The 20,134-nt window shown below is 71.0% G+C and carries 17 protein-coding genes; 4 read left to right on the top strand and 13 right to left on the bottom strand.

Annotated elements, in window-relative coordinates; all coding sequences use genetic code 11:
- Nucleotides 1-27: 27 nt before the first annotated feature.
- Together M2283_RS47460 and M2283_RS47465 are read right to left on the bottom strand one after the other, a co-directional pair.
- Nucleotides 28-1,311: an AI-2E family transporter gene (locus M2283_RS47460; protein ID WP_280882833.1), complete on the bottom strand. Its 1,284-nt coding sequence runs from the start codon at nucleotides 1,309-1,311 to the stop codon at nucleotides 28-30.
- A 60-nt stretch (nucleotides 1,312-1,371) separates the two neighbouring features.
- Nucleotides 1,372-1,566 (bottom strand): DUF3046 domain-containing protein, encoded by a 195-nt coding sequence (locus M2283_RS47465; protein WP_280882834.1) that lies wholly within the window; start codon nucleotides 1,564-1,566, stop codon nucleotides 1,372-1,374.
- An 80-nt stretch (nucleotides 1,567-1,646) separates the two neighbouring features.
- On the opposite strand from M2283_RS47465, the gene M2283_RS47470 reads away from it, so the two are divergent.
- Nucleotides 1,647-2,591 carry a hypothetical protein gene (locus tag M2283_RS47470; protein WP_280882835.1) on the top strand — a complete coding sequence of 315 codons (945 nt, stop codon included), beginning with the start codon at nucleotides 1,647-1,649 and terminating at the stop codon, nucleotides 2,589-2,591.
- Between the two features lie 11 nt (nucleotides 2,592-2,602).
- On the opposite strand, the gene M2283_RS47475 is transcribed toward M2283_RS47470, so the two are convergent.
- The 3 genes from M2283_RS47475 to M2283_RS47485 are packed head-to-tail and all read right to left on the bottom strand — an operon-like array spanning nucleotide 2,603 to nucleotide 4,529.
- A complete protein-coding gene (locus tag M2283_RS47475; protein WP_280882836.1) occupies nucleotides 2,603-2,911 on the bottom strand; it encodes an AzlD domain-containing protein in 309 nt (102 codons plus the stop codon).
- Nucleotides 2,908-3,627, bottom strand: coding sequence for an AzlC family ABC transporter permease (locus M2283_RS47480; protein ID WP_280882837.1), 720 nt, complete (start codon nucleotides 3,625-3,627; stop codon nucleotides 2,908-2,910). Before M2283_RS47480 ends, M2283_RS47475 begins: the two co-directional genes overlap by 4 nt.
- Nucleotides 3,540-4,529: an AraC family transcriptional regulator gene (locus tag M2283_RS47485; RefSeq protein WP_280882855.1), complete on the bottom strand. Its 990-nt coding sequence runs from the start codon at nucleotides 4,527-4,529 to the stop codon at nucleotides 3,540-3,542. The genes M2283_RS47480 and M2283_RS47485 overlap by 88 nt, the downstream gene beginning before the upstream one ends.
- Nucleotides 4,530-4,661: 132 nt before the next feature.
- Here M2283_RS47485 and M2283_RS47490 point away from each other — a divergent pair, with 132 nt between their 5' ends.
- The 3 genes from M2283_RS47490 (at nucleotide 4,662) to M2283_RS47500 (ending at nucleotide 11,382) form a co-directional block, all read left to right on the top strand.
- A complete protein-coding gene (locus tag M2283_RS47490) occupies nucleotides 4,662-9,683 on the top strand; it encodes an ATP-dependent helicase (RefSeq protein ID WP_280882838.1) in 5,022 nt (1,673 codons plus the stop codon).
- Nucleotides 9,684-9,748: 65 nt separating this feature from the next.
- Nucleotides 9,749-10,585 (top strand): Fpg/Nei family DNA glycosylase, encoded by an 837-nt coding sequence (locus M2283_RS47495; protein WP_280882839.1) that lies wholly within the window; start codon nucleotides 9,749-9,751, stop codon nucleotides 10,583-10,585.
- 32 nt (nucleotides 10,586-10,617) lie between these two features.
- A complete protein-coding gene (locus M2283_RS47500; protein ID WP_280882840.1) occupies nucleotides 10,618-11,382 on the top strand; it encodes an SDR family NAD(P)-dependent oxidoreductase in 765 nt (254 codons plus the stop codon).
- Here M2283_RS47500 and M2283_RS47505 read toward each other — a convergent pair.
- From M2283_RS47505 to M2283_RS47540, 8 genes are all read right to left on the bottom strand, one after another.
- Complete coding sequence (locus M2283_RS47505) at nucleotides 11,330-11,608, bottom strand: hypothetical protein (protein ID WP_280882841.1); 279 nt, start codon at nucleotides 11,606-11,608, stop codon at nucleotides 11,330-11,332. The two genes, M2283_RS47500 and M2283_RS47505, sit on opposite strands and share 53 nt — an antisense overlap.
- Nucleotides 11,609-11,828: 220 nt before the next feature.
- Nucleotides 11,829-12,203 (bottom strand): helix-turn-helix domain-containing protein, encoded by a 375-nt coding sequence (locus M2283_RS47510; RefSeq protein ID WP_280882842.1) that lies wholly within the window; start codon nucleotides 12,201-12,203, stop codon nucleotides 11,829-11,831.
- A gap of 109 nt (nucleotides 12,204-12,312) precedes the next feature.
- Nucleotides 12,313-12,858 (bottom strand): CinA family protein, encoded by a 546-nt coding sequence (locus M2283_RS47515; protein ID WP_280882843.1) that lies wholly within the window; start codon nucleotides 12,856-12,858, stop codon nucleotides 12,313-12,315.
- Nucleotides 12,855-13,700, bottom strand: a complete 846-nt coding sequence (gene pgsA, locus M2283_RS47520; protein ID WP_280882844.1) for a CDP-diacylglycerol--glycerol-3-phosphate 3-phosphatidyltransferase — start codon at nucleotides 13,698-13,700, stop codon at nucleotides 12,855-12,857. Before pgsA ends, M2283_RS47515 begins: the two co-directional genes overlap by 4 nt.
- Nucleotides 13,697-15,184: a 30S ribosomal protein S12 methylthiotransferase RimO gene (rimO, locus tag M2283_RS47525; RefSeq protein ID WP_280882845.1), complete on the bottom strand. Its 1,488-nt coding sequence runs from the start codon at nucleotides 15,182-15,184 to the stop codon at nucleotides 13,697-13,699. Before rimO ends, pgsA begins: the two co-directional genes overlap by 4 nt.
- 98 nt (nucleotides 15,185-15,282) lie before the next feature.
- On the bottom strand, nucleotides 15,283-16,122 hold the full coding sequence (locus tag M2283_RS47530; protein WP_280882846.1) for a helix-turn-helix domain-containing protein: 840 nt from the start codon (nucleotides 16,120-16,122) through the stop codon (nucleotides 15,283-15,285).
- 257 nt (nucleotides 16,123-16,379) lie between these two features.
- The gene (locus tag M2283_RS47535; RefSeq protein ID WP_280882847.1) at nucleotides 16,380-19,082 is read right to left on the bottom strand and encodes a DNA translocase FtsK; all 2,703 of its coding nucleotides are present in this window, start codon (nucleotides 19,080-19,082) and stop codon (nucleotides 16,380-16,382) included.
- A 124-nt stretch (nucleotides 19,083-19,206) separates the two neighbouring features.
- Nucleotides 19,207-19,890 carry a response regulator gene (locus tag M2283_RS47540; RefSeq protein ID WP_280882848.1) on the bottom strand — a complete coding sequence of 228 codons (684 nt, stop codon included), beginning with the start codon at nucleotides 19,888-19,890 and terminating at the stop codon, nucleotides 19,207-19,209.
- Nucleotides 19,891-20,134 lie beyond the last annotated feature (244 nt).

Genomic DNA, 20,134 nt, shown 5'->3' on the forward strand with positions numbered 1-20,134 from the left:
CTCAGGACCTCAGAACCCGCAAGCCCCTCATGAGGATCCCCTGCCCTCGCCTTCTCTGGAGGAGCTCTCCCCGCTCGGTTCCTGCTCCCCCGGCCGCCGTTCCCACAGCCGTCGCGCGCGCGTGAACAGGCCGGGCCCCGGCCCGCGCGAGCCGCCTCGCCGGTGTCCCTGGACACGGGGGTCGTCCGTGACGGCGTACCGCTTCACGTATGCCCCGAGGAAGGCCTGCAGCGTGGCGACCGCCGGGATGGCGATCAGCGCGCCGACCGCGCCGAGGAGCGCGGTGCCGGCGATGACCGAGCCGAAGGCGACGGCGGGGTGGATGTCGACCGTCTTGGACGTCAGCTTCGGCTGCAGCACGTAGTTCTCGAACTGCTGGTAGATCACGACGAAGACGAGCACCCACAGCGCGTACCAGGGATCGACGGTGAAGGCGATCAGCATCGGCAGGGCGCCCGCCAGATACGTGCCGATGGTGGGGATGAACTGCGACACCAGGCCCACCCAGACGGCGAGCACGGGCGCGTAGGGCACGCCCAGGGCCTCCAGCAGGATGTAGTGCGCGATGCCGGAGATGAGTGCCATCAGACCGCGCGAGTAGATGTAGCCGCCGGTCTTGTCGACGGCGATCTCCCAGGCGCGCAGCACCTCGGCCTGGCGGGCGGGCGGCAGCACGGAGCAGATCGCGCGGCGCAGTCGCGGCCCGTCCGCGGCGAAGTAGAACGAGAACAGCGTGATCGTCAGCAACTGGAAGAGGCCGCCGAGGACCTGGGCGGAGACGTCGAGCACGCCGGTGGCGCTGTTCTGCACGTAGTTGCGCAGCCAGTCGGAGCGGAGCAGGCCCTCCTGGACGTCGACCCGCTTCAGGTCGGTGTTGAAGTGGGTGTTGACCCAGTTGATGACGGAGTCGAGGTAGTCCGGGAAGTCCTCGACGATCTTGATGATCTGGCCCGCGAGCATCGATCCGAGCAGGGTGACGAAACCGGCCGCCACGATCATCACGCCGAGGAAGACGAGACCGGTGGCCAGCCCGCGGCGCATGCCGCGCGAGGCCATCCAGCTCACCGCGGGCTCGATGGCGAGGGCCAGGAAGAACGCGATGAGGATGTTGATCAGCAGGCCGGTGAGCTGATGGAAGGCCCAAGTACCCAGCTGGAAGGTGGCGTAGAGGGTGAGCACGAGCACCACGGCGCGCGGCAGCCAGCGCGGCATGCGGGTGCCTGGCCCGTCGGCAGGGGGCCGCTCGGGCGGCGTCGTGCCGAACGGTGATGGGTGCTGGGCGACCTGCCCGGTCTCGTCAGTGGGTGCCACGGTGCCAGTCTCGCCCACGGGACTGACAATCGGCTGCCGTCCTGCGATCTTCGTAACAGGTCAGCGCTTTTCTCCCGGAACGTCCATGACCGTGCAGACCACACGCCACACGTCCTTGGCCGCCCAGCCCGAGTCCAGCGCCTCGTTCACCGTGCGCTCGCCGAGCTCCGTCATCACGTGGTCGCGCGCGAAGGTGTCGGCGTATCCCGGACCGAAGTGATCCGCCATCCGCTGCCAGAAGACCGTCAACCGCATGACTCCAGTATCCCGCCCCTGAGGGTGGGCCTGCGCCGGGACCCCTTGCCGAGACCGCTTTCCGTCCTACGGTCTGACACATGTCCGAAACAGGAGCTTCCCCACTCCCTGCCACGCCCCCGGCGCGCTCCCCGCTCTTCCGCGCCGAGCACTTCGTGTGGCTCACCGCGCGCGTGCTGGAACAGCGCCTCTTCGCGCACGACTTCCTCAACGGCGGCGCGGATCCGGTGGAGACCGCGCTGGACGCCTACCGCAACGAGGACGGCGGCTACGGTCACGCGCTGGAGCCCGATCTGCGCGGTCCGGTCAGCCAGCCGCTGCACACCGCTCACGCGCTGCGCGTCCTGGACTGCGTCGGGCGCTGCGGCGGCCAGCGGGTGGAGCGCGTGTGCCGCTATCTGACCTCCGTCTCCACGGCGGACGGGGCGCTGCCTGCGGTCCATCCCAGCCAGCGCGGCTATCCCGCGGCCCCCTTCGTGCCGATCGTGGACGACCCGCCGAGCGAACTCCTCGCCACGGGACCGGTGGTGGGCCTGCTGCACCGCAACGAGGTGTGGCACGCCTGGCTGTTCCGGGCCACGGACTTCTGCTGGCAGGCGGTCGAGTCCTTGGAGGAGTCCCATCCCTACGAGATCGAGGCCGCCGTGGCCTTCCTGGACTCCGCTCCCGACCGCCCGCGCGCGGAGGCCGCCGCCGACCGGCTCGGCCGCCTGGTGCGCGAACACCGGCTCGCGGCGCTGGACCCGGACCACCTCGACGCGTATCCGGTCGCGCCCGGCTACGCCCCCGGGGAGCACCACTTCCCGCACGACTACGCGAAGACGCCGAGCTCTCTGGCGCGCGCGTGGTTCACGGACGATGAGATGACCCGCTCCCTGGACTACCTTGCCGCCACCCAGCAGGAGGACGGCGGCTGGCCCGTCCGCTGGCGCCAGTGGACACCGGTGGTCGCCTTCGAGGCCCGCCCCATGGTGACGATCGAGGCACTACGCACCCTGAGGGCACACGGCCGCCCCATCGGCTGACCCGGGGCCTCTCACCCACCCACCGCCCGCACACCGGCCGTCACCACGACGGCCGCCGCCACGACGAGCAGAAACGGAGCACGCAGGACCAACGCCACGGCAGCCGCGGCCAACCCCGCGGCCCGCGCGTCGAGCACCAGGGCGTGCCCGTCGGCGAAGGTCTGCTGGGCCGTGAGCGCGGCGAGCAGAGCCACCGGCAACAACGCCGCCAGCCGCCTGACGAGCGGCCGCTCCAGGACACCCGCGGGCACGAGCAGCCCGGCGACTTTGACAACGTAGCAACCAAGAGCGGTCGCGCCGATCGCGATCCAGGTGTTCAACGGTCCTCCCCTGATACGTCGTTCACGTCACCCCGGTGCGCACGACCACGGCGGCGTCCCTCCACAAACAGAGCAACCGGCGCGGCGAGCGCGGCCACCAGGACGGGCACCCCGGCCGGCAGCACAGGCAGCAGCCCGAGCCCCAACAGCACAGCAATCCCGGCCACGGCACGCTCCATGGCGGACGTGAGCATCGGCGCGAGCAACGCCAGAAAGACGGCGGGCCCAGCAGCGTCAAGCCCCCACGCGTCGGTGTCCCCAATGGCCTCGGCACCCAGCGCGCCCACCAAGGTGGTCAGATTCCACAGCACATACAGGGTGAGCCCGGTGACACCGAACCCGATCCGCACAGCACGCCGCGTGGGTTGCGCCAGCGCGACGGCGGCCGTCTCGTCGATGACCCACTGAGCGGCAAACGGCCGCACCACACGCGGCAGAGCCAACAACTGCGAAAGACGCAACCCGTAGAAGGCGTTGCGCACCCCCAAAAAGAAGGCACCAGCAGCAGCCGTAAGCGGATTCCCTCCGGCCGCGAGCGCCCCCACCAAGGCAAACTGCGACGCACCGGTGAAGACCAACAGACTCAGCGCACAGCTCTGCAACACGCTGAGCCCGCTACCTGCCGAGGTCACCCCAAAGGCGAACCCGGAGAGCCCGACGGCGACGCCGACGCCGAGGGCGTCCCGGACAACGGCGGCGTCGGATTTCCCGCCCACTCCGGCACGTGTGTCTTCGGAAGTTGTCTTTTCTGCCACACCCCAGACCGTAGAAGCAGCGGCCCCCGCACGTCTTGTACGTTCTTGCGCTCACGCTGATAGGCACCGGGCGGCACCCCGACGATCCGCGCGAAATGCCGATTCAAGTGCGGCTGATCCGTGAACCCCACCGCGACAGCTGCCTCCGAGGGCACCGTCCCCGCATCCAACAGCCGCCGCGCCCGACGCACCCTGGCATCCGTCAGCCAGGCATGAGGCGGCATCCCATACGCATCCCGAAACGCCCGCAACAAGGCGAACGGCCCGACCCCCAGCTCCCCCGCGAGCCCCTCCAAGGACGGCGGCTCGGCCATCCGCTCCTCCAACACGGCACGCGCACGTGCAGCAACCCGATCCCCCGCCGACCGCACCTCCCGCTGCGGCAGCACCCCACCGTTCAACCGCAACAACCGCGTCACAGCAACCCGCAACAACGTATCGGCGGCAAGCGCATTGCCCTCATCAGCGGCCCGCAGCACCTGATGCACCAGCCCCACGGCATACGGATCATCGAGCACAGGCCGAACAAACCCGGGCGTACCACGCAGCGAAGTGGTCTCAGCAGCAATCGCGCCCACCACCTCCGGCGACGGATAGACAGCCCCGTACCGCCACCCCTCAGGCACCCCCGCCCGCCCGGTATGCGCGGTATCAGGATTGACCAACGCCAGCGCCCCGGCCCCCGCCGACACATCACCCCCACCGTGATGAAAAACCTCCACCCCATCAGCGATGGCAGCGATCACAAAGTGCTCATGCGTATGGCGCACAAACGTCTTCCGCACATACCGAGCCCGCAGCAAATCAACCCCGGGCAGCTCCCCGTACCGCCAATGCCGCGCCACCTCACCCGATCCCGCCATACCCCCATTCTCCGCCCCACCACCAAGCCCCGAGCCGAGCACCACCACCCACCCTCCACCCCAGCACAGCACAGCGCGGACGCATTTCCCCTGGTCAGAGCCATTGTCAGTCCCCGGGTGCAGGATGGACACATGGTCAGCTCCGCGCACCGAGCCCTGGACGGCTTCTCCCCCGCAACCCGCGGCTGGTTCACGGGCGCCTTCAACGCCCCCACCGCGGCCCAGTCAGGCGCGTGGCAGGCCATCCAAGAAGGCTCGGACGTGCTGGTAGTAGCCCCCACCGGCTCCGGCAAGACCCTCGCCGCCTTCCTGGCCGCCCTGGACCAACTGACCTCCACACCCCCACCCGCCGACCCCAGAAAACGCTGCCGCGTCCTGTACGTCTCCCCGCTCAAGGCCCTGGCGGTAGACGTAGAGCGCAACCTCCGCAGCCCCCTGACCGGCATCCGCCAGGAATCCGTACGCCTGGGCCTACCCGAACCGGAGGTCAAGGTCGGCATCCGCTCAGGCGACACCCCACCCGCCGAGCGCCGCTCCCTGGCCACCCGCCCCCCGGACATCCTGATCACCACCCCGGAATCCCTGTTCCTGATGCTGACGTCGGCCACACGCGACGCGCTGACGGGCATCGAGACGGTCATCCTGGACGAAGTCCACGCAGTGGCCGGCACCAAGCGAGGCGCCCACCTCGCCCTCACCCTGGAGCGCCTGGACGAGATCCTCCCGAAGCCGGCCCGCCGCATCGGCCTCTCGGCAACGGTCCGCCCGGTGGACGAGGTGGCCCGCTACCTCTCCCCCCGCCGCAAGGTGGAGATCGTCCAACCGAAGTCGGGCAAGGAGTTCGACCTCTCGGTGGTCGTCCCGGTAGAGGACCTGGGCGAACTGGCCGGCTCCCCGGTAACCGACGCCTCCGACAATTCCGCGGCAGCGGAACGCCCCTCGATCTGGCCCCACGTAGAGGAACGCATCACCGACCTGGTCCAGGCCCACCGCTCAACGATCGTCTTCGCGAACTCCCGCCGCCTGGCGGAACGCCTGTGCAACCGCCTCAACGAGATCGCGTACGAGCGCGCCACAGGCGAGCCCCTGGACGAGCACCACTCCCCCGCCGAACTGATGGGCGGCTCGGGCGCAGCCCAAGGTGCCCCACCGGTCATCGCACGCGCCCACCACGGCTCGGTCTCCAAAGAGCAACGCGCCTTGGTAGAGGAGGACCTCAAGGCAGGCCGCCTCCCGGCAGTCGTCGCCACCTCCAGCCTCGAACTAGGCATCGACATGGGCGCGGTAGACCTCGTGATCCAGGTCGAGTCCCCGCCCTCGGTCGCCTCCGGCCTCCAGCGCGTGGGCCGAGCGGGCCACCAGGTGGGCGCGGTCTCGACAGGCGTGGTCTTCCCGAAGTACCGCGGCGACCTGGTCCAAGCCGCCGTCGTCACCGAACGCATGCGCACCGGCTCCATCGAGTCCCTCAGGGTCCCCGCCAACCCCCTCGACGTCCTGGCCCAGCAGCTCGTGGCGATGACCGCCCTGGACACCTGGCAGGTCGACGACCTGCTCGCCACGGTCCGCCGCGCCGCCCCCTTCGCCTCGCTCCCCGAGTCCGCCTTCACGGCCGTCCTGGACATGCTCGCGGGCCGCTACCCGTCCGACGCGTTCGCCGAGCTGCGCCCGCGCGTGGTGTGGGATCGCGTCGCCGGCACGGTCACCGGCCGCCCCGGCGCCCAGCGCCTCGCGGTGACCTCCGGGGGCACGATCCCGGACCGCGGCCTGTTCGGCGTCTTCCTGGCCGGCTCGGACCCCAAGAAGGGCGGCGGCCGTGTGGGCGAGCTGGACGAGGAGATGGTCTACGAGTCGCGCGTGGGCGACGTCTTCACCCTCGGCACCAGTTCCTGGCGCATCGAGGACATCACCCGCGACCGCGTCCTTGTCTCCCCCGCACCCGGCGTACCCGGCCGCCTCCCCTTCTGGAAGGGCGACCAACTCGGCCGCCCCCTCGAACTGGGCCGCGCGGTGGGCCAGTTCCTGCGCGAGGTCGGCTCCCTGCCCAAGGAGGACGCCCGCCTCCGCCTCCTCGCCGCGGGCCTGGACACCTGGGCGTCGGACAACGTCCTGTCGTACCTCGACGAGCAGCGCGAGGCCTGCGGCCACATCCCGGACGACCGCACGATCGTCGTCGAGCGCTTCCGCGACGAGCTGGGCGACTGGCGCGTCGTCGTGCACTCCCCCTTCGGCGCCCAGGTCCACGCCCCCTGGGCCCTCGCCCTGGGCGCCAAGCTCTCCGAGCGCTACGGCATGGACGCCCAGGTCATGCACGCCGACGACGGCATCGTCCTGCGCCTGCCGGACGCCGACCTGATGAGCCTGGACCTCCTCGACCAAGAGCCCATGAAGGCGGGCACGGAATACGACGCCGAACAGGCCCCCGTCGGCGCGGCGGACGTCGTCTTCGACAAAGGCGAGGTCGACCAGATCGTCACCGACCAGGTCGGCGGCTCGGCCCTGTTCGCGGCCCGCTTCCGCGAGTGCGCCGCGCGCGCGTTGCTGCTCCCGCGCCGCAGCCCCGGCAAGCGCACCCCGCTGTGGCAGCAGCGCCAGCGCGCCTCCCAACTGCTCCAGGTGGCGAGCGAGTTCGGCTCGTTCCCGATCGTCCTGGAAGCGGTCCGCGAGTGCCTCCAGGACGTCTTCGACGTCCCCGGTCTGGTCGAGCTGATGGGCGACCTGGAGTCCCGCAAGGTGCGCCTGGTCGAGGTCACCACCCCCGAGCCGTCCCCCTTCGCGCGTTCCCTCCTCTTCGGATACGTCGCCCAGTTCCTGTACGAGGGGGACTCGCCGCTCGCCGAGCGCCGCGCCGCCGCCCTGTCCCTGGACTCCCGGCTGCTGGCCGAGCTGCTGGGCCAGGCGGAGCTGCGCGAGCTGCTGGACGCCGAGGTACTGACCGAGCTGGAGCGCGAACTCCAGTGGCTCACCGAGGACAGGCGCATCAAGGACGCCGAGGGCGTCGCGGACCTGCTCCGGATGCTCGGGCCGCTGACCGACGCCGAACTGGCCGAGCGGGGCGCCGAGCCGCAGTGGGCCCAGGACCTGACCGGCGCCCGCCGAGTCATCCGGGTCCGGATCGCCGGCACCGACCACTGGGCGGCGATCGAGGACGCGGGCCGCCTGCGCGACGCCCTCGGCACGGCGCTGCCGGTCGGCGTACCGGAAGCCTTCATGGAACCGGTCAAGGACCCCCTCGGCGACCTCCTCGCCCGGCACGCGCGCACCCACGGCCCGTTCACGTCGGCCACCGCGGCGGCCCGCTTCGGCCTGGGCGTGGCGGTCACCGACGGCGCCCTCCAGCGGCTCGCGGCGTCCGGCCGGGTCGTCCAGGGCGAGTTCCATCCGGCCGGCATCGGCCAGGAGTGGTGCGACGCGACCGTGCTGCGCCGACTGCGCCGCCGCTCGCTGGCCGCGCTGCGGCACGAGCTGGAGCCGGTGGCACCGGCCGCGCTCGCCCAGTTCCTTCCGCAGTGGCAGCACATCGGCAAGGGGCACGGGCTGCGCGGCATCGACGGACTGGTGCGCGCGATCGAGCAGTTGCAGGGCGCCTCCGTGCCGGCCTCGGCCCTGGAGAAGCTGGTCCTCCCGTCCCGCGTCGCGAACTACGCGCCCGCGATGCTGGACGAGCTGACCGCCGCGGGCGAGGTCGTCTGGGCCGGCGCCGGCGCCCTCCCCGGCAAGGACGGCTGGGTCTCCCTGTACGTGGCGGACGCGGCCCCGCTGCTCCTCCCGCCGCCCCACCCCCTGGAGCTGACGGCGCTGCACCAGTCCGTCCTGGACATCCTCTCCGGGGGCTACGGCCTGTTCTTCCGCCAGATCACCGACCAGGTCCGCGCGACGACCCACCCGGACGTCACCGATCCCCAACTGGCGGACGCCGTCTGGGACCTGGCCTGGTCCGGACGGCTCACGAACGACACGCTGGCGCCCATGCGCTCCCTGCTGGGCTCGGGCCGCACCGCGGGCTCCACGGCGCACCGCGCCAAGCGCACGGTCCCGCGCGGCCGTTACGGCTCGCTGACCGCCGCCGCCCGCCCGGCCTCCCGCAGCGGCCCGCCCACCGTCGCCGGCCGCTGGTCCCTGCTCCCCGCGCACGAAGCCGACCCGACCGTCCGCGCACACGCCCTGGCCCGCACCCTCCTCGACCGGCACGGCGTGGTCACCCGGGGCGCCGTCGCCGCGGAGGGCGTCGAGGGCGGCTTCTCGGCGACGTACCGCATCCTGTCCGTCTTCGAGGAGAGCGGTCAGGCCCGGCGCGGCTATGTGGTGGAGGGGCTGGGCGCGGCCCAGTTCGCGATGGACGGCGCGGTGGACCGCCTCCGCGCGGTGTCGAACGCCCGCGACCGAGGCGAGCCCGTGCCACCCCGCCCCGTCGCCGACGACTTCCCCTCCCCGGAGTGGCAGCGGTCACCGCAGTCGGACGACTTCCCCCGGACCTTCGACGCGAAGAACGCCGACTTCGACTTCTCCGACCTCGACAACGCCTTCGGCGACGGCAACAAAGACGGCTTCGACGACAACTTCGACTTCCCGCCCACGTCCACGCCCACAGCCAGCCCCAGGTCACGCGACGAGTACGTCTCCCCCCGCGACCTGGCCGCCCCCGGCGCAGGAGGCCCACGAGGCGGCCCCAGCTCCCCATACGAGCCCCAGGACGCCTACGGTTCCCACGGCCCAGGCCCCACCGCCTCCGCCTTCCCCGGCCACCGCCCCCGCCCCACCCCCGACTCCCGAGCCGTGGTCCTGGCCGCCGCCGACCCGGCGAACGCGTACGGCGCGGCCCTCCCCTGGCCGGAGCCCCCGACCGGCGCGGGCCACAAGCCGGGCCGCAAGGCGGGCTCCCTGGTCGTCCTGGTCGACGGCGAGCTGACGCTCTACATGGAACGCGGCGGCAAGACCCTCCTGGCCTGGCCGACCGAACCGGACGGCACGGCCACCGACGATCCACGCCTCCAACAGGCAGCGACAGCCCTCGCCGCAGCCGCCCGCGCGGGCTCCCTGGGCACGGTCACCGTGGAACGTGTCAACGGCGCCTCCGCCCTGACCTCCCCCATCGGCACCCTCCTGGAAGGAGCCGGCTTCATCGCCACCCCACGCGGTCTGCGCCTACGCGCGTGAGCCCCTCCACAACCCTCCTCCCGGCTGCCCGCCCCCACCAGACACCCGCGTGCCACCCTTGACCCATGCCCGAAGGAGACACGGTCTGGCAGACCGCGAGGCGGCTGCACGGTGCCCTCGCGGGCAAGGTGCTGATCCGTAGCGACTTCCGCGTGCCCAAGTACGCCACGGCCGACCTCACGGGCCGCACGGTCCTGGACGTCACCCCGCGCGGCAAGCACCTCCTCGCCCGGGTCGAAGGCGGTCTGACCCTCCACACGCACCTGCGGATGGACGGTTCCTGGAAGGTCTTCGAGAACGGCAGGCGCTGGAGCGGCGGCCCCGCCCACCAGATCCGCGTAATCCTCGGCACCACCGAGAACACGGCCGTCGGCTACCGCCTCCCCGTCCTGGAACTCCTGCGCACCGCCGACGAACAGCGCGCCGTCGGCCACCTCGGCCCCGACCTCCTCGGCCCCGACTGGGACCCCGACCTGGTCCTCGCCAACCTCCTCGCGAACCCCGCCCGCCCCCTCGGCGAGGCCCTGCTGGACCAGCGCAACCTCGCCGGCATCGGCAACATCTACAAGAGCGAGCTCTGCTTCCTGCTCGGCGCCACCCCCTGGCTCCCCATCGGCGCGCTGCCCGCCGGCCGCGCCGCGAAGCTCCCGGCGCTGGCCAAGAAGCTCCTTGAGGCCAACCGCGACCGCCCGGTCCGCAGCACGACGGGCCGCCGCGGCCAGGACCTGTTCGTCTACGGCCGCGCGCCCCGCCCTTGTCTGCGCTGCCAGACCTCGGTCCGCGTGGCCGACCAGGGCGACGGCTCCCGCGAACGCCCCACCTACTGGTGCCCCACCTGCCAGACGGGCCCGGCGCCGACCGGCGCCCCGTCCCGCGGAACTCCACGCCGTACAGCCAATTGACGACCCGTCAGAAACCCTCGTACCGTCCCTTCATGCCCCTCAAGGCGTACGACCTCACCGGACGCACCGCATTCGTCACCGGGGCCGCCGGCGGTATCGGCCGCGCCTCGGCCGTGCTGCTCGCCGAGGCGGGCGCCGCCGTCCACTGCGCCGACCGCGACGAACACGGCTTGCACGAGACGGCGACCCTGATCAAGGACGCCGGCGGCACCGCCCGCACCCACCACCTCGACGTCACCGACCGGACCCAGCTGCGGCAGGCCGTCGAGTCCTGCGAGCGGCTGGACGTGATGGCCGCGATCGCCGGGATCATGCACAGCAGCTCGGTCCTGGAGACCCTGGACGAGGATCTCGACCGCGTGCTGGCCGTCAACTTCAAGGGCGTGCTGTACGCCTGCCAGGAGGCGGCCCGGCGGATGCTCGACGGGAAGCACGGCGGCAGCATCGTCACCATGGCCTCGGGCGCCGTCGACACCGGCCGCCCCGGCCTGCTCTGCTACGGCGCGGCCAAGGCGGCCGTGGTCCAGCTGACGAAGACGCTGGCGAACGAGGTCGGCCGGCACGGGATCCGCGTCAACGCGGTCGCGCCCGGCTTCATCCGTACGCCGATGACCGAGCGCCACGAGGCCGAGGAACAGGCACAGACCGAGGCCGTGATGGCCCGGATGGCGCCGCTCGGCCGGGTCGGCGAGGCGGAGGACGTCGCGCACACAGTGCTCTATCTGGCCTGTGACGCGTCGGCCTTCACGACGGGCCAGATCCTGCGTCCGAACGGCGGAGTGGCGATGCCGTGGTGACCTGAGCGCCCCGCCAGGCCGCCCGCCACCTGCCCGCCCCGAGCGCCCCCGCGGCCCGCGCCTTCGGCACACAGTGCACCGGCAGCAGACTCAGGCCCCACCCGCCGGCGGCGACCGCCCCCTCCAGAACCCCGGCATCGGGCGCCAGCGCGAGCCGCAGCACAGCCCACCACCACAGCACCCCGAGCCCGAACATCGCCCCCCAGCGCACTATCGGCCGTGCCATGGACTCCACCACCTCCAGCCGGACACCCCGACGCCAGGACGCCCCCATCAACCACATGGAGGGCGCACCGACGGCACACGGATGCACTCGGACCCGTACCCCACGATGCACGAAAGCCCCGGGCGACGCCTCTCCAGTTGCCTGGCAGAGGCCCCAGCCGGGGCTCGTACACATCTTCGGCGCCGGTCAGCGCCTGATCAGCTTCACACCCGCGTGAGCGTCACGCGGCGACGACGTCCACCGCTTCGGCGGGCGCCTTGATGGTCACCCGTTCCGGTGGCACACCGGTCACCGAGACGGAACCCAGCCTCGGGCGAACCGGCGTGGGTACGGGCTCGGTGGCCGCGGCGGACCGGGCCAGTTCGGCGAGAGCGAGCTCGTCGCTCACTTCCCGCATGAGTTCGGACATCCGTACGTCCAGCGCGTCGCAGATGGCGGAGAGCAGCTCGGAAGAAGCCTCCTTCTGCCCCCGCTCCACCTCGGAGAGATAGCCGAGTGAGACTCGGGCGGACGAGGAGACTTCGCGCAGAGTACGGCCCTGGCGCTGGCGCTGCCGACGCAGCACGTCACCCAGCAGGCGACGGAGCAGAATCATCGGTGGCTCCCTCCTCGGACCGCGTAGCCGCATCCTTCACGCCCCACCGTACCGCCTTGCGCCGCGGCCGTGCGGGGAGCGATGTCGTGTTCACTCAGGGCTGCAAACATCAAAACCCCCCGTTCTGTTCCGTATCCTGTGCCCGCTCATTCCCGGTCTGTTCGCTCGCGAGCTCCGCCAGAAGCAGCGCGAGTACGCTCCGTACACTCTCTCTACGAATTTCCTCACGGTCGCCGTTCAACCGCAGAGCCTCTACTTTTCCGCCACCGGCGGAACGGGATTCGACCGCGAAGGGGCCGTCCACGGCCACGAAGACCGTCCCGACCGGCTTGCCGTCCTGCGGTTCGGGCCCCGCGACGCCGGTGGTCGCGATGCCCCAGTCGGCGCCGAGCGCCTTGCGTACTCCGGCCGCCATCTGGGCCGCGACCTGCGGATCCACAGCACCGCGCTGTGCCAGCAGGGTGGCGTCGACACCCAGTAGTTCGTGCTTCAGCTCGGTGGCGTAGGCCGTCACCGAGCCGCGGAAGGCCTTGGAGGCCCCGGGGACCGATGTGATCTCCGCCGCAACCAGCCCACCGGTCAGCGACTCGGCGACCGCCAGGGTCCGACCCTTCACTGTCAGTAGTCGCACCACGTCGGCGGCCGGAGAACTCACGCTTCCGCCTCCTCCAACGCGGCCTTGCGCTCGGCGATTCCCTGCCGGCGCAGCACAATGGCCTGTCTCACATAGTCGAGCCCGGTCACCACGGTCAGGACGACCGCCGCCGCCATCACCCAGAACCGCAGGGTGGCCAGCCAGCCCGTCAGCGCGAGGACGTACATCCCGACGGCCACGCCCTGGGTGAGGGTCTTGAGCTTGCCGCCCCGGCTCGCGGGAATGACGCCGTAGCGGATGACCAGGAAACGCAGCAGGGTGATCCCGAGTTCCCGGCCGAGGATGACGATCGTCACCCACCAGGGCAGATCGCCCAGCGAGGAGAGACAGATCAGCGCCGCCCCCATGATCGCCTTGTCGGCGATGGGGTCGGCGATCTTCCCGAAGTCGGTGACGAGGTCGTACGTCCGTGCGATGTGGCCGTCGAACAGGTCGGTGATCATGGCGATGGCGAAGGCCGCCCAGGCGAACGCGCGCCACGCCGGGTCGTACCCGCCGTCGGCCAGCATCAGGGCCACGAAGCCGGGGACGAGGAGCAGCCGGAGCATGGTGAGCAGGTTGGCGATGTTCCAGACGCTGGCCTCGTTGACCGCCGCGGCGGCCAGCTTTCCGCCCCGCACCGGCTTCACGCCCGCCTCGGACGCGACGCCCGCCCCGCCTTCGGACAGTACGCCGGAGCTGTCTTCGGACACGGCGTACGCCACGACCTCGGGCAGCGACTCGGGCACCGATGGGGAGACGGACTCGGACTCGGGATCGGAGAGGGCGCCGGACGCCGCGCTCGCCGGCGCACCCTGCGCGCCGGAGGAGCCGTTCGCCGCCGATGCCGGCACTCCGGTCATCTGTCCGCCTCCTCACTACACGCGAGCGAGCCCGCCAGCGGCTCGGCCACCAGGTCGACACCTTCCGTACCGACCACCTTGGCCTCGACGATACGGCCGACGCTCAGCCCCGCGCCGCTCGTGAGCAGCACCTGGCCGTCCGTCTCGGGTGCCTGGTGCGTCCCGCGCCCGTACACGCCCTCGTCGTCCACGGACTCCACGAGCACGTGCACGGTCTCGCCCAGGCGCTCCTCGGCGCGCTGCGAGACGAGTTCCTCGGCGAGCCGCGAGACACGTGCCAACCGCTCGGCGACGACGTCCTCGTGGAGCTTGTTCTCGTAGCCGGCCGCCTCCGTGCCCTCCTCGTCGGAGTAGCCGAAGACGCCGATGGCGTCCAGCCGCGCGCCGTTCAGGAACCGCTCCAGCTCGGCCAGGTCGGCGTCGGTCTCGCCCGGGAAGCCCACGATGAAGTTGGACCGCACGCCGGCCTGCGGGGCCTTGGAGCGGATCGTGCCGAGCAGCTCCAGGAAGCGGTCGGTGTCGCCGAAGCGGCGCATGGCGCGCAGCACGCCGGGGGCGGAGTGCTGGAAGGAGAGGTCGAAGTACGGGGCGATCTTGGGCGTCGAGGTCAGTACGTCGATGAGGCCGGGCCGCATCTCGGCCGGCTGGAGGTAGCTGACGCGCACGCGCTCGATGCCGTCGACCTCCGCGAGCTCGGGCAGGAGCGACTCCAGGAGGCGGATGTCGCCCAGGTCCTTGCCGTAGGACGTGTTGTTCTCGGAGACCAGCATGACCTCCTTGACGCCCTGCTCGGCCAGCCAGCGGGTCTCGTTGAGCACGTCGCTGGGGCGGCGGGAGATGAAGGAGCCACGGAAGGACGGGATGGCACAGAAGGAGCAGCGCCGGTCGCAGCCGGAGGCGAGCTTCACCGAGGCGACCGGGGCGCCGTCGAGGCGGCGGCGCAGGGGCGCGCGGGGGCCGGACGCCGGGGCGAGGCCCTCCGGGAGGTCGGCGGGGGCGACCGGCGCGGCCGGACCGTGTCCGGGCAGCGCGACCTCGGCGGCCGATTCCTGGCGCTCAGCCGGGCTGATCGGGAGCAGCTTGCGTCGGTCGCGCGGGGTGTGGGAGGCGTGGATGCCGCCGTTCAGGATGGTCTGCAGGCGGTCGGAGATGTCCGCGTAGTCGTCGAAGCCGAGCACGCCGTCGGCTTCGGGGAGGGCCTCGGCGAGATCCTTGCCGTACCGCTCGGCCATGCAGCCCACCGCCACCACGGCCTGGGTTCTGCCGTGCCCCTTGAGGTCGTTGGCCTCCAGGAGGGCGTCGACGGAGTCCTTCTTGGCGGCGTCGACGAAGCCGCACGTGTTGACGACGGCCACGTCCGCGTCCGAGGCGTCCTCCACGAGGTCCCAGCCGTCCGCCTCCAAGCGGCCTGCGAGCTCCTCCGAGTCCACCTCGTTACGGGCGCAGCCAAGGGTGACGAGTGCGACGGTACGGCGTTCAGGCATGGGCTCAAGACTACTTCGTCCCACTGACACCCCACGTCGACGGGGCTGGCGATCATCGCCAGCCCCGTGAGAGCGCGCATCAGGTGGTGATCGGCGTTCTAGCCGACCTGCGGATCGCCCTTCGTATACGTCAGGCGCTCCACCGCGCCCGGCTGGAAGTCGTCCTCGATCTTCTTGCCGTTGACGAACAGCTGGATCACGCCCGCGTCGCCGAGGACGAGGTTGATCTTGTCGCTGTCCTGGAAGGTCTTGGAGTCGCCCTGTTCGAGCAGGCCGTCGAAGAGCAGCCGGCCGTTGTGGTCCTTGGCCGAGATCCAGCTGCGTCCGTCGGCGGCGCTGACCTGGACGGTCACCTTGTCCTGGGGCGCGGCCGCGATGGCGCTGTCGGAGGGGTCGCTCTTCGGGCTGCCGGAGGGGGTCTTCTTGGGTGTGGGCGAGGCCGACTTGCTGGCCGTGGGCGTGGAGCCCTCGGCCACCTGGGTCTTCGCACCGTCGTCGCCGCCCTTGAAGGCGGTGAAGCCGACGAAACCGACCACGGCGACGATCGCGGCGACCATCGCCGCGGTCCAGTTGGGCCCGCGCCGCTCGGGGCGGATGCGCTCCGCCTCGAAGAGCGGGGCGGCCGGCGTCGGGGCCGGCCGGCCGCCGCCGTGCGCCTCGCTGAACTGCGCGAGAAGCGGTGCGGGATCGAGGTGGACGGCCTTGGCCAGGGTCCGGATGTGGCCGCGCGCGTAGACGTCTCCGCCACAGGGAGCGAAGTCGTCCGCCTCGATGGCGTGCACGATGGCGATGCGGACTCGGGTGGCATTGCTGACATCGTCGACGGTGAGCCCGGCCGCGATACGCGCCTGCTGAAGGGCGCGGCCGATGGAGGGGCGGGCTTCCTCGCGATCGTCTTCGAACGGACGCTCGTCTTCAGGAGAGTTGCCGATGGACACGGGGGCGCCTTTCGAGCGTTTAAGCCACCTGTGCTGGAGGTTCAGTCTAGGGGGGGTACGAAAGGGTGGGGCAACCGGGCGGTGGGACTTTGTAGCCCATCGGTATGGCCGGACACGCCGATGGCGGGGGTACTGCCTGTCGCTTCCCTCAACTTGACGTACGCCGAAGGGAAACGGTTGCTCAATGATCCCTTACGGGTGGATCACGATCGAACATCGGTGACCGCACACGGTTGGGAACCCGTACCGGACTCCCCTTACGCCTCCCCGCGGATCACCGCGAGCACACCATCCAGCTCGTCAGCCTTCACAAGAACGTCACGCGCCTTCGAACCCTCGCTCGGTCCGACGATCCCCCGGGACTCCATCAGGTCCATGAGCCGCCCGGCCTTGGCGAAGCCGACGCGCAGCTTGCGCTGGAGCATGGACGTCGACCCGAACTGGGTGGAGACCACCAGCTCGACCGCCTGGCACAGCAGGTCGAGGTCGTCGCCGATCTCCTCGTCGATCTCCTTCTTCTGCTTGGTGCCCACGGTGACGTCGTCCCGGAAGACGGGCGCCATCTGGTCCTTGCAGTGCTGGACGACGACCGCGACCTCCTCCTCGGTCACGAAGGCGCCCTGCATACGCGTGGGCTTGTTCTGACCCATCGGCAGGTACAGCCCGTCGCCCTTGCCGATCAGCTTCTCGGCGCCGGGCTGGTCCAGGATGACGCGGCTGTCGGCGAGCGAGGAGGTGGCGAAGGCGAGCCGCGAGGGCACGTTCGCCTTGATCAGACCGGTGACGACGTCGACGGAGGGCCGCTGCGTGGCGAGCACCAGGTGGATGCCGGCCGCGCGCGCGAGCTGCGTGATGCGCACGATCGAGTCCTCGACGTCGCGCGGGGCGACCATCATCAGGTCGGCTAGCTCGTCGACGATCACCAGCAGATACGGATAGGTCTTGAGCTCCCGCTCGCTGCCCTCGGGCGTCTTGAGCTTGCCGTCGCGGATGGCCTGGTTGAAGTCGTCGATGTGCCGGTACCCGAACGCCGCCAGGTCGTCGTAGCGCAGGTCCATCTCGCGTACGACCCACTGGAGCGCCTCGGCGGCCCGCTTCGGGTTGGTGATGATCGGCGTGATCAGGTGCGGGATGCCCTCGTACGCGGTCAGCTCGACGCGCTTGGGGTCGACGAGGACCATCCGCACGTCCTCGGGAGTCGCGCGGACCATGATCGACGTGATCAGGCAGTTGATGCACGACGATTTACCGGAACCGGTGGCTCCGGCGACCAGGACGTGCGGCATCTTCGCCAGGTTGGCCATCACATAGCCGCCCTCGACGTCCTTGCCGAGTGCCACGAGCATGGGGTGGTCGTCCTCGGCGGCGGCCGCCAGACGGAGTACGTCACCGAGGTTGACCATCTCGCGGTCGGTGTTCGGGATCTCGATGCCGACCGCGGACTTGCCGGGGATCGGCGAGATGATCCGGACGTCGGGGCTGGCGACGGCGTACGCGATGTTCTTGGTCAGCGCGGTGATCCGCTCGACCTTCACGGCGGGGCCCAGCTCGACCTCGTAGCGCGTGACCGTCGGCCCGCGCGTGAAGCCGGTGACGGCCGCGTCGACCTTGAACTCGGCGAAGACGTTGGTGAGCGAGGCGACGACCGCGTCGTTGGCGGCGGAGCGCGCCTTGCCGGGGCCGCCGCGGGTGAGGAGGTCGAGGGAGGGCAGCGAGTACGTGATGTCGCCGGAGAGCTGGAGCTGTTCGGCGCGGGGCGGCAGGTCGCCGGGGGCCTCGGGCGCGGGCTTGGTGAGGTCGGCGACCTCGACCTTCAGCTTCTCCTGCTTGGGCCGCGCGGCCGGCACCGGAGTCGGAGTGGGCGTCGTCTCCTCCCGGTCCCCCACCCGCACGCCCTGGGTGAGGTCGGCGACGATCGGCGAGGGCGGCATCCCGTGCAGCACGGCCCCGTCGAGCGCGGCGGCGGCCGCCGCGGCGACGTCCACGGCGTCCATGGGCCGGTTCATGTCGGGCTGCGGCACGGCGGAGCGCCTCGGGCGGCCACGGCGCTTGGAGAGTGCCTCCTGCTCCGCGTTGTCGGGGTCGTACGCCTCCGGGCTCGAACCGCGCTTACGCGCGCGTGCCGGCAGCGCCTCGCGCCACTGCTCGTCGTAGCGCTGCTCGTCCTCGGCGAACTCGTCCTCTTCGAGCTCCGGCGCGTGCACCACGCCGAGCTTCACGCCGAGCAGCCGCAGCCGCTGCGGGATGGCGTTGACCGGCGTGGCCGTCACCACGAGCAGCCCGAAGACCGTCAGCAGCACGAGCAGCGGTACGGCCAGCACCTCGCCCATGGTGTACGTCAGCGGGGTCGCCGCGCCCCAGCCGATGAGGCCGCCGGCGTCCCTTATGGCCTGCATGCCGTCGCTGCGGGCGGGCGCGCCGCAGGCGATGTGGACTTGGCCGAGCACGCCGATGACGAGCGCGGACAGGCCGATCACGATGCGGCCGTTGGCCTCGGGCTTCTCGGGGTGCCGGATGAACCGCACGGCGATGACCGCGAGCAGTATCGGCACCAGCAGGTCGAGGCGGCCGAAGGCGCCGGTCACCAGGATCTCGACGAGGTCGCCGACCGGTCCGCGCAGATCGGCCCAGGTGCCCGCGGCGACGATCAGGGCGATGCCGAGCAGCAGCAACGCGACCCCGTCCTTGCGATGCGCCGGGTCGAGGTTCTTCGCACCGTTCCCTATGCCGCGGAACACGGCGCCCACGGAGTGCGCCAGGCCCAGCCAGACGGCGCGTACGAGCTTGTAGATGCCGCCTGTCGGGTTCGGCGCAGGCTTCGGGGGCGGCGCGGCTTTCCTCGCCGCCGCCTTCCTGGCGGGCGCCTTCTTCGCCGGGAGCTTCTTCGCAGCGGCCTTCTTCGCCGGAGCCCCCGCCTTCTTCGCGGGCTGCTTCTTGGCAGCGGAGGGACGTGAGGCCATAGGTGTGAGGTTACCGGTGGAGACGACAAGGGACACGTGTGCCCACGGCTTCACCCGTTCGTGTCGCCCTTGGGTGTACGCGGAACTGACGCGTCCTCATCCGCAACTGTGCCGCGCGCGGGCGTCAGTTCTGCGAGGGCACCGTCGACGTGTTTCCGGCGCCCGGCTCCAGGGCGTCCAGCGCCCGCCGCAGGCCGGTGAGTTTGCGTTCGAGATGCGCGGCCGTGGCCACCGCCGCCGCGTCCGCCGACTCGTCGTCGAGCTGCTTGGACAGCGCCTCGGCCTGCTCCTCGACCGCCGCGAGCCGCGCCGACAGCTCGGCGAGCAGAGAGGCCGGTTCCTTGGCCTCGCCGATCGCGGCCTTGCCGCCGCCACCCTCCAACTGGAGCCGCAGCAGCGCCGCCTGCTCCCGCAGCTGGCAGTTCTTCATGTACAGCTCGACGAAGACCGAGACCTTCGCGCGCAGCACCCACGGGTCGAACGGCTTGGAGATGTAGTCGACCGCCCCGGCCGCGTACCCGCGGAAGGTGTGGTGCGGCCCGTGGTTGATCGCGGTGAGGAAGATGATCGGGATGTCCCGGGTCCGCTCCCGCCGCTTGATGTGCGCGGCCGTCTCGAAACCGTCCATACCCGGCATCTGCACGTCCAGCAGAATGACCGCGAAGTCGTCCGTGAGCAGTGCCTTGAGTGCTTCCTCCCCGGACGATGCCCGCACCAGTGTCTGATCGAGCGCGGAGAGGATGGCCTCCAGCGCCAGCAGATTCTCCGGCCGGTCATCGACCAGGAGGATCTTGGCCTTCTGCACCATGGCCCGCCCTCCTCGCCCCGGATGTGCACCGGGCGCCGCCCCTGGGGACGACTCCCTTTCGCCGCCCGTCCTTGTGCCGGTCATCGTAGCCGCACCCCGCCTGTCGCCACACCCTGTCACCGCGATGTCACTGTGCACGTAGCAGAAACGCAGCGGGAGACCAGAAGGTTCCCCGCTTCCCGTACTTCTACACCGCCACGGGCACACTCAGTCAGCAACTCCGTGTGAACATCAAAGGTTCCCC

This window comes from Streptomyces pseudovenezuelae, from assembly GCF_029892565.1.
Classification (GTDB): Bacteria; Actinomycetota; Actinomycetes; order Streptomycetales; family Streptomycetaceae; genus Streptomyces; species Streptomyces pseudovenezuelae_A.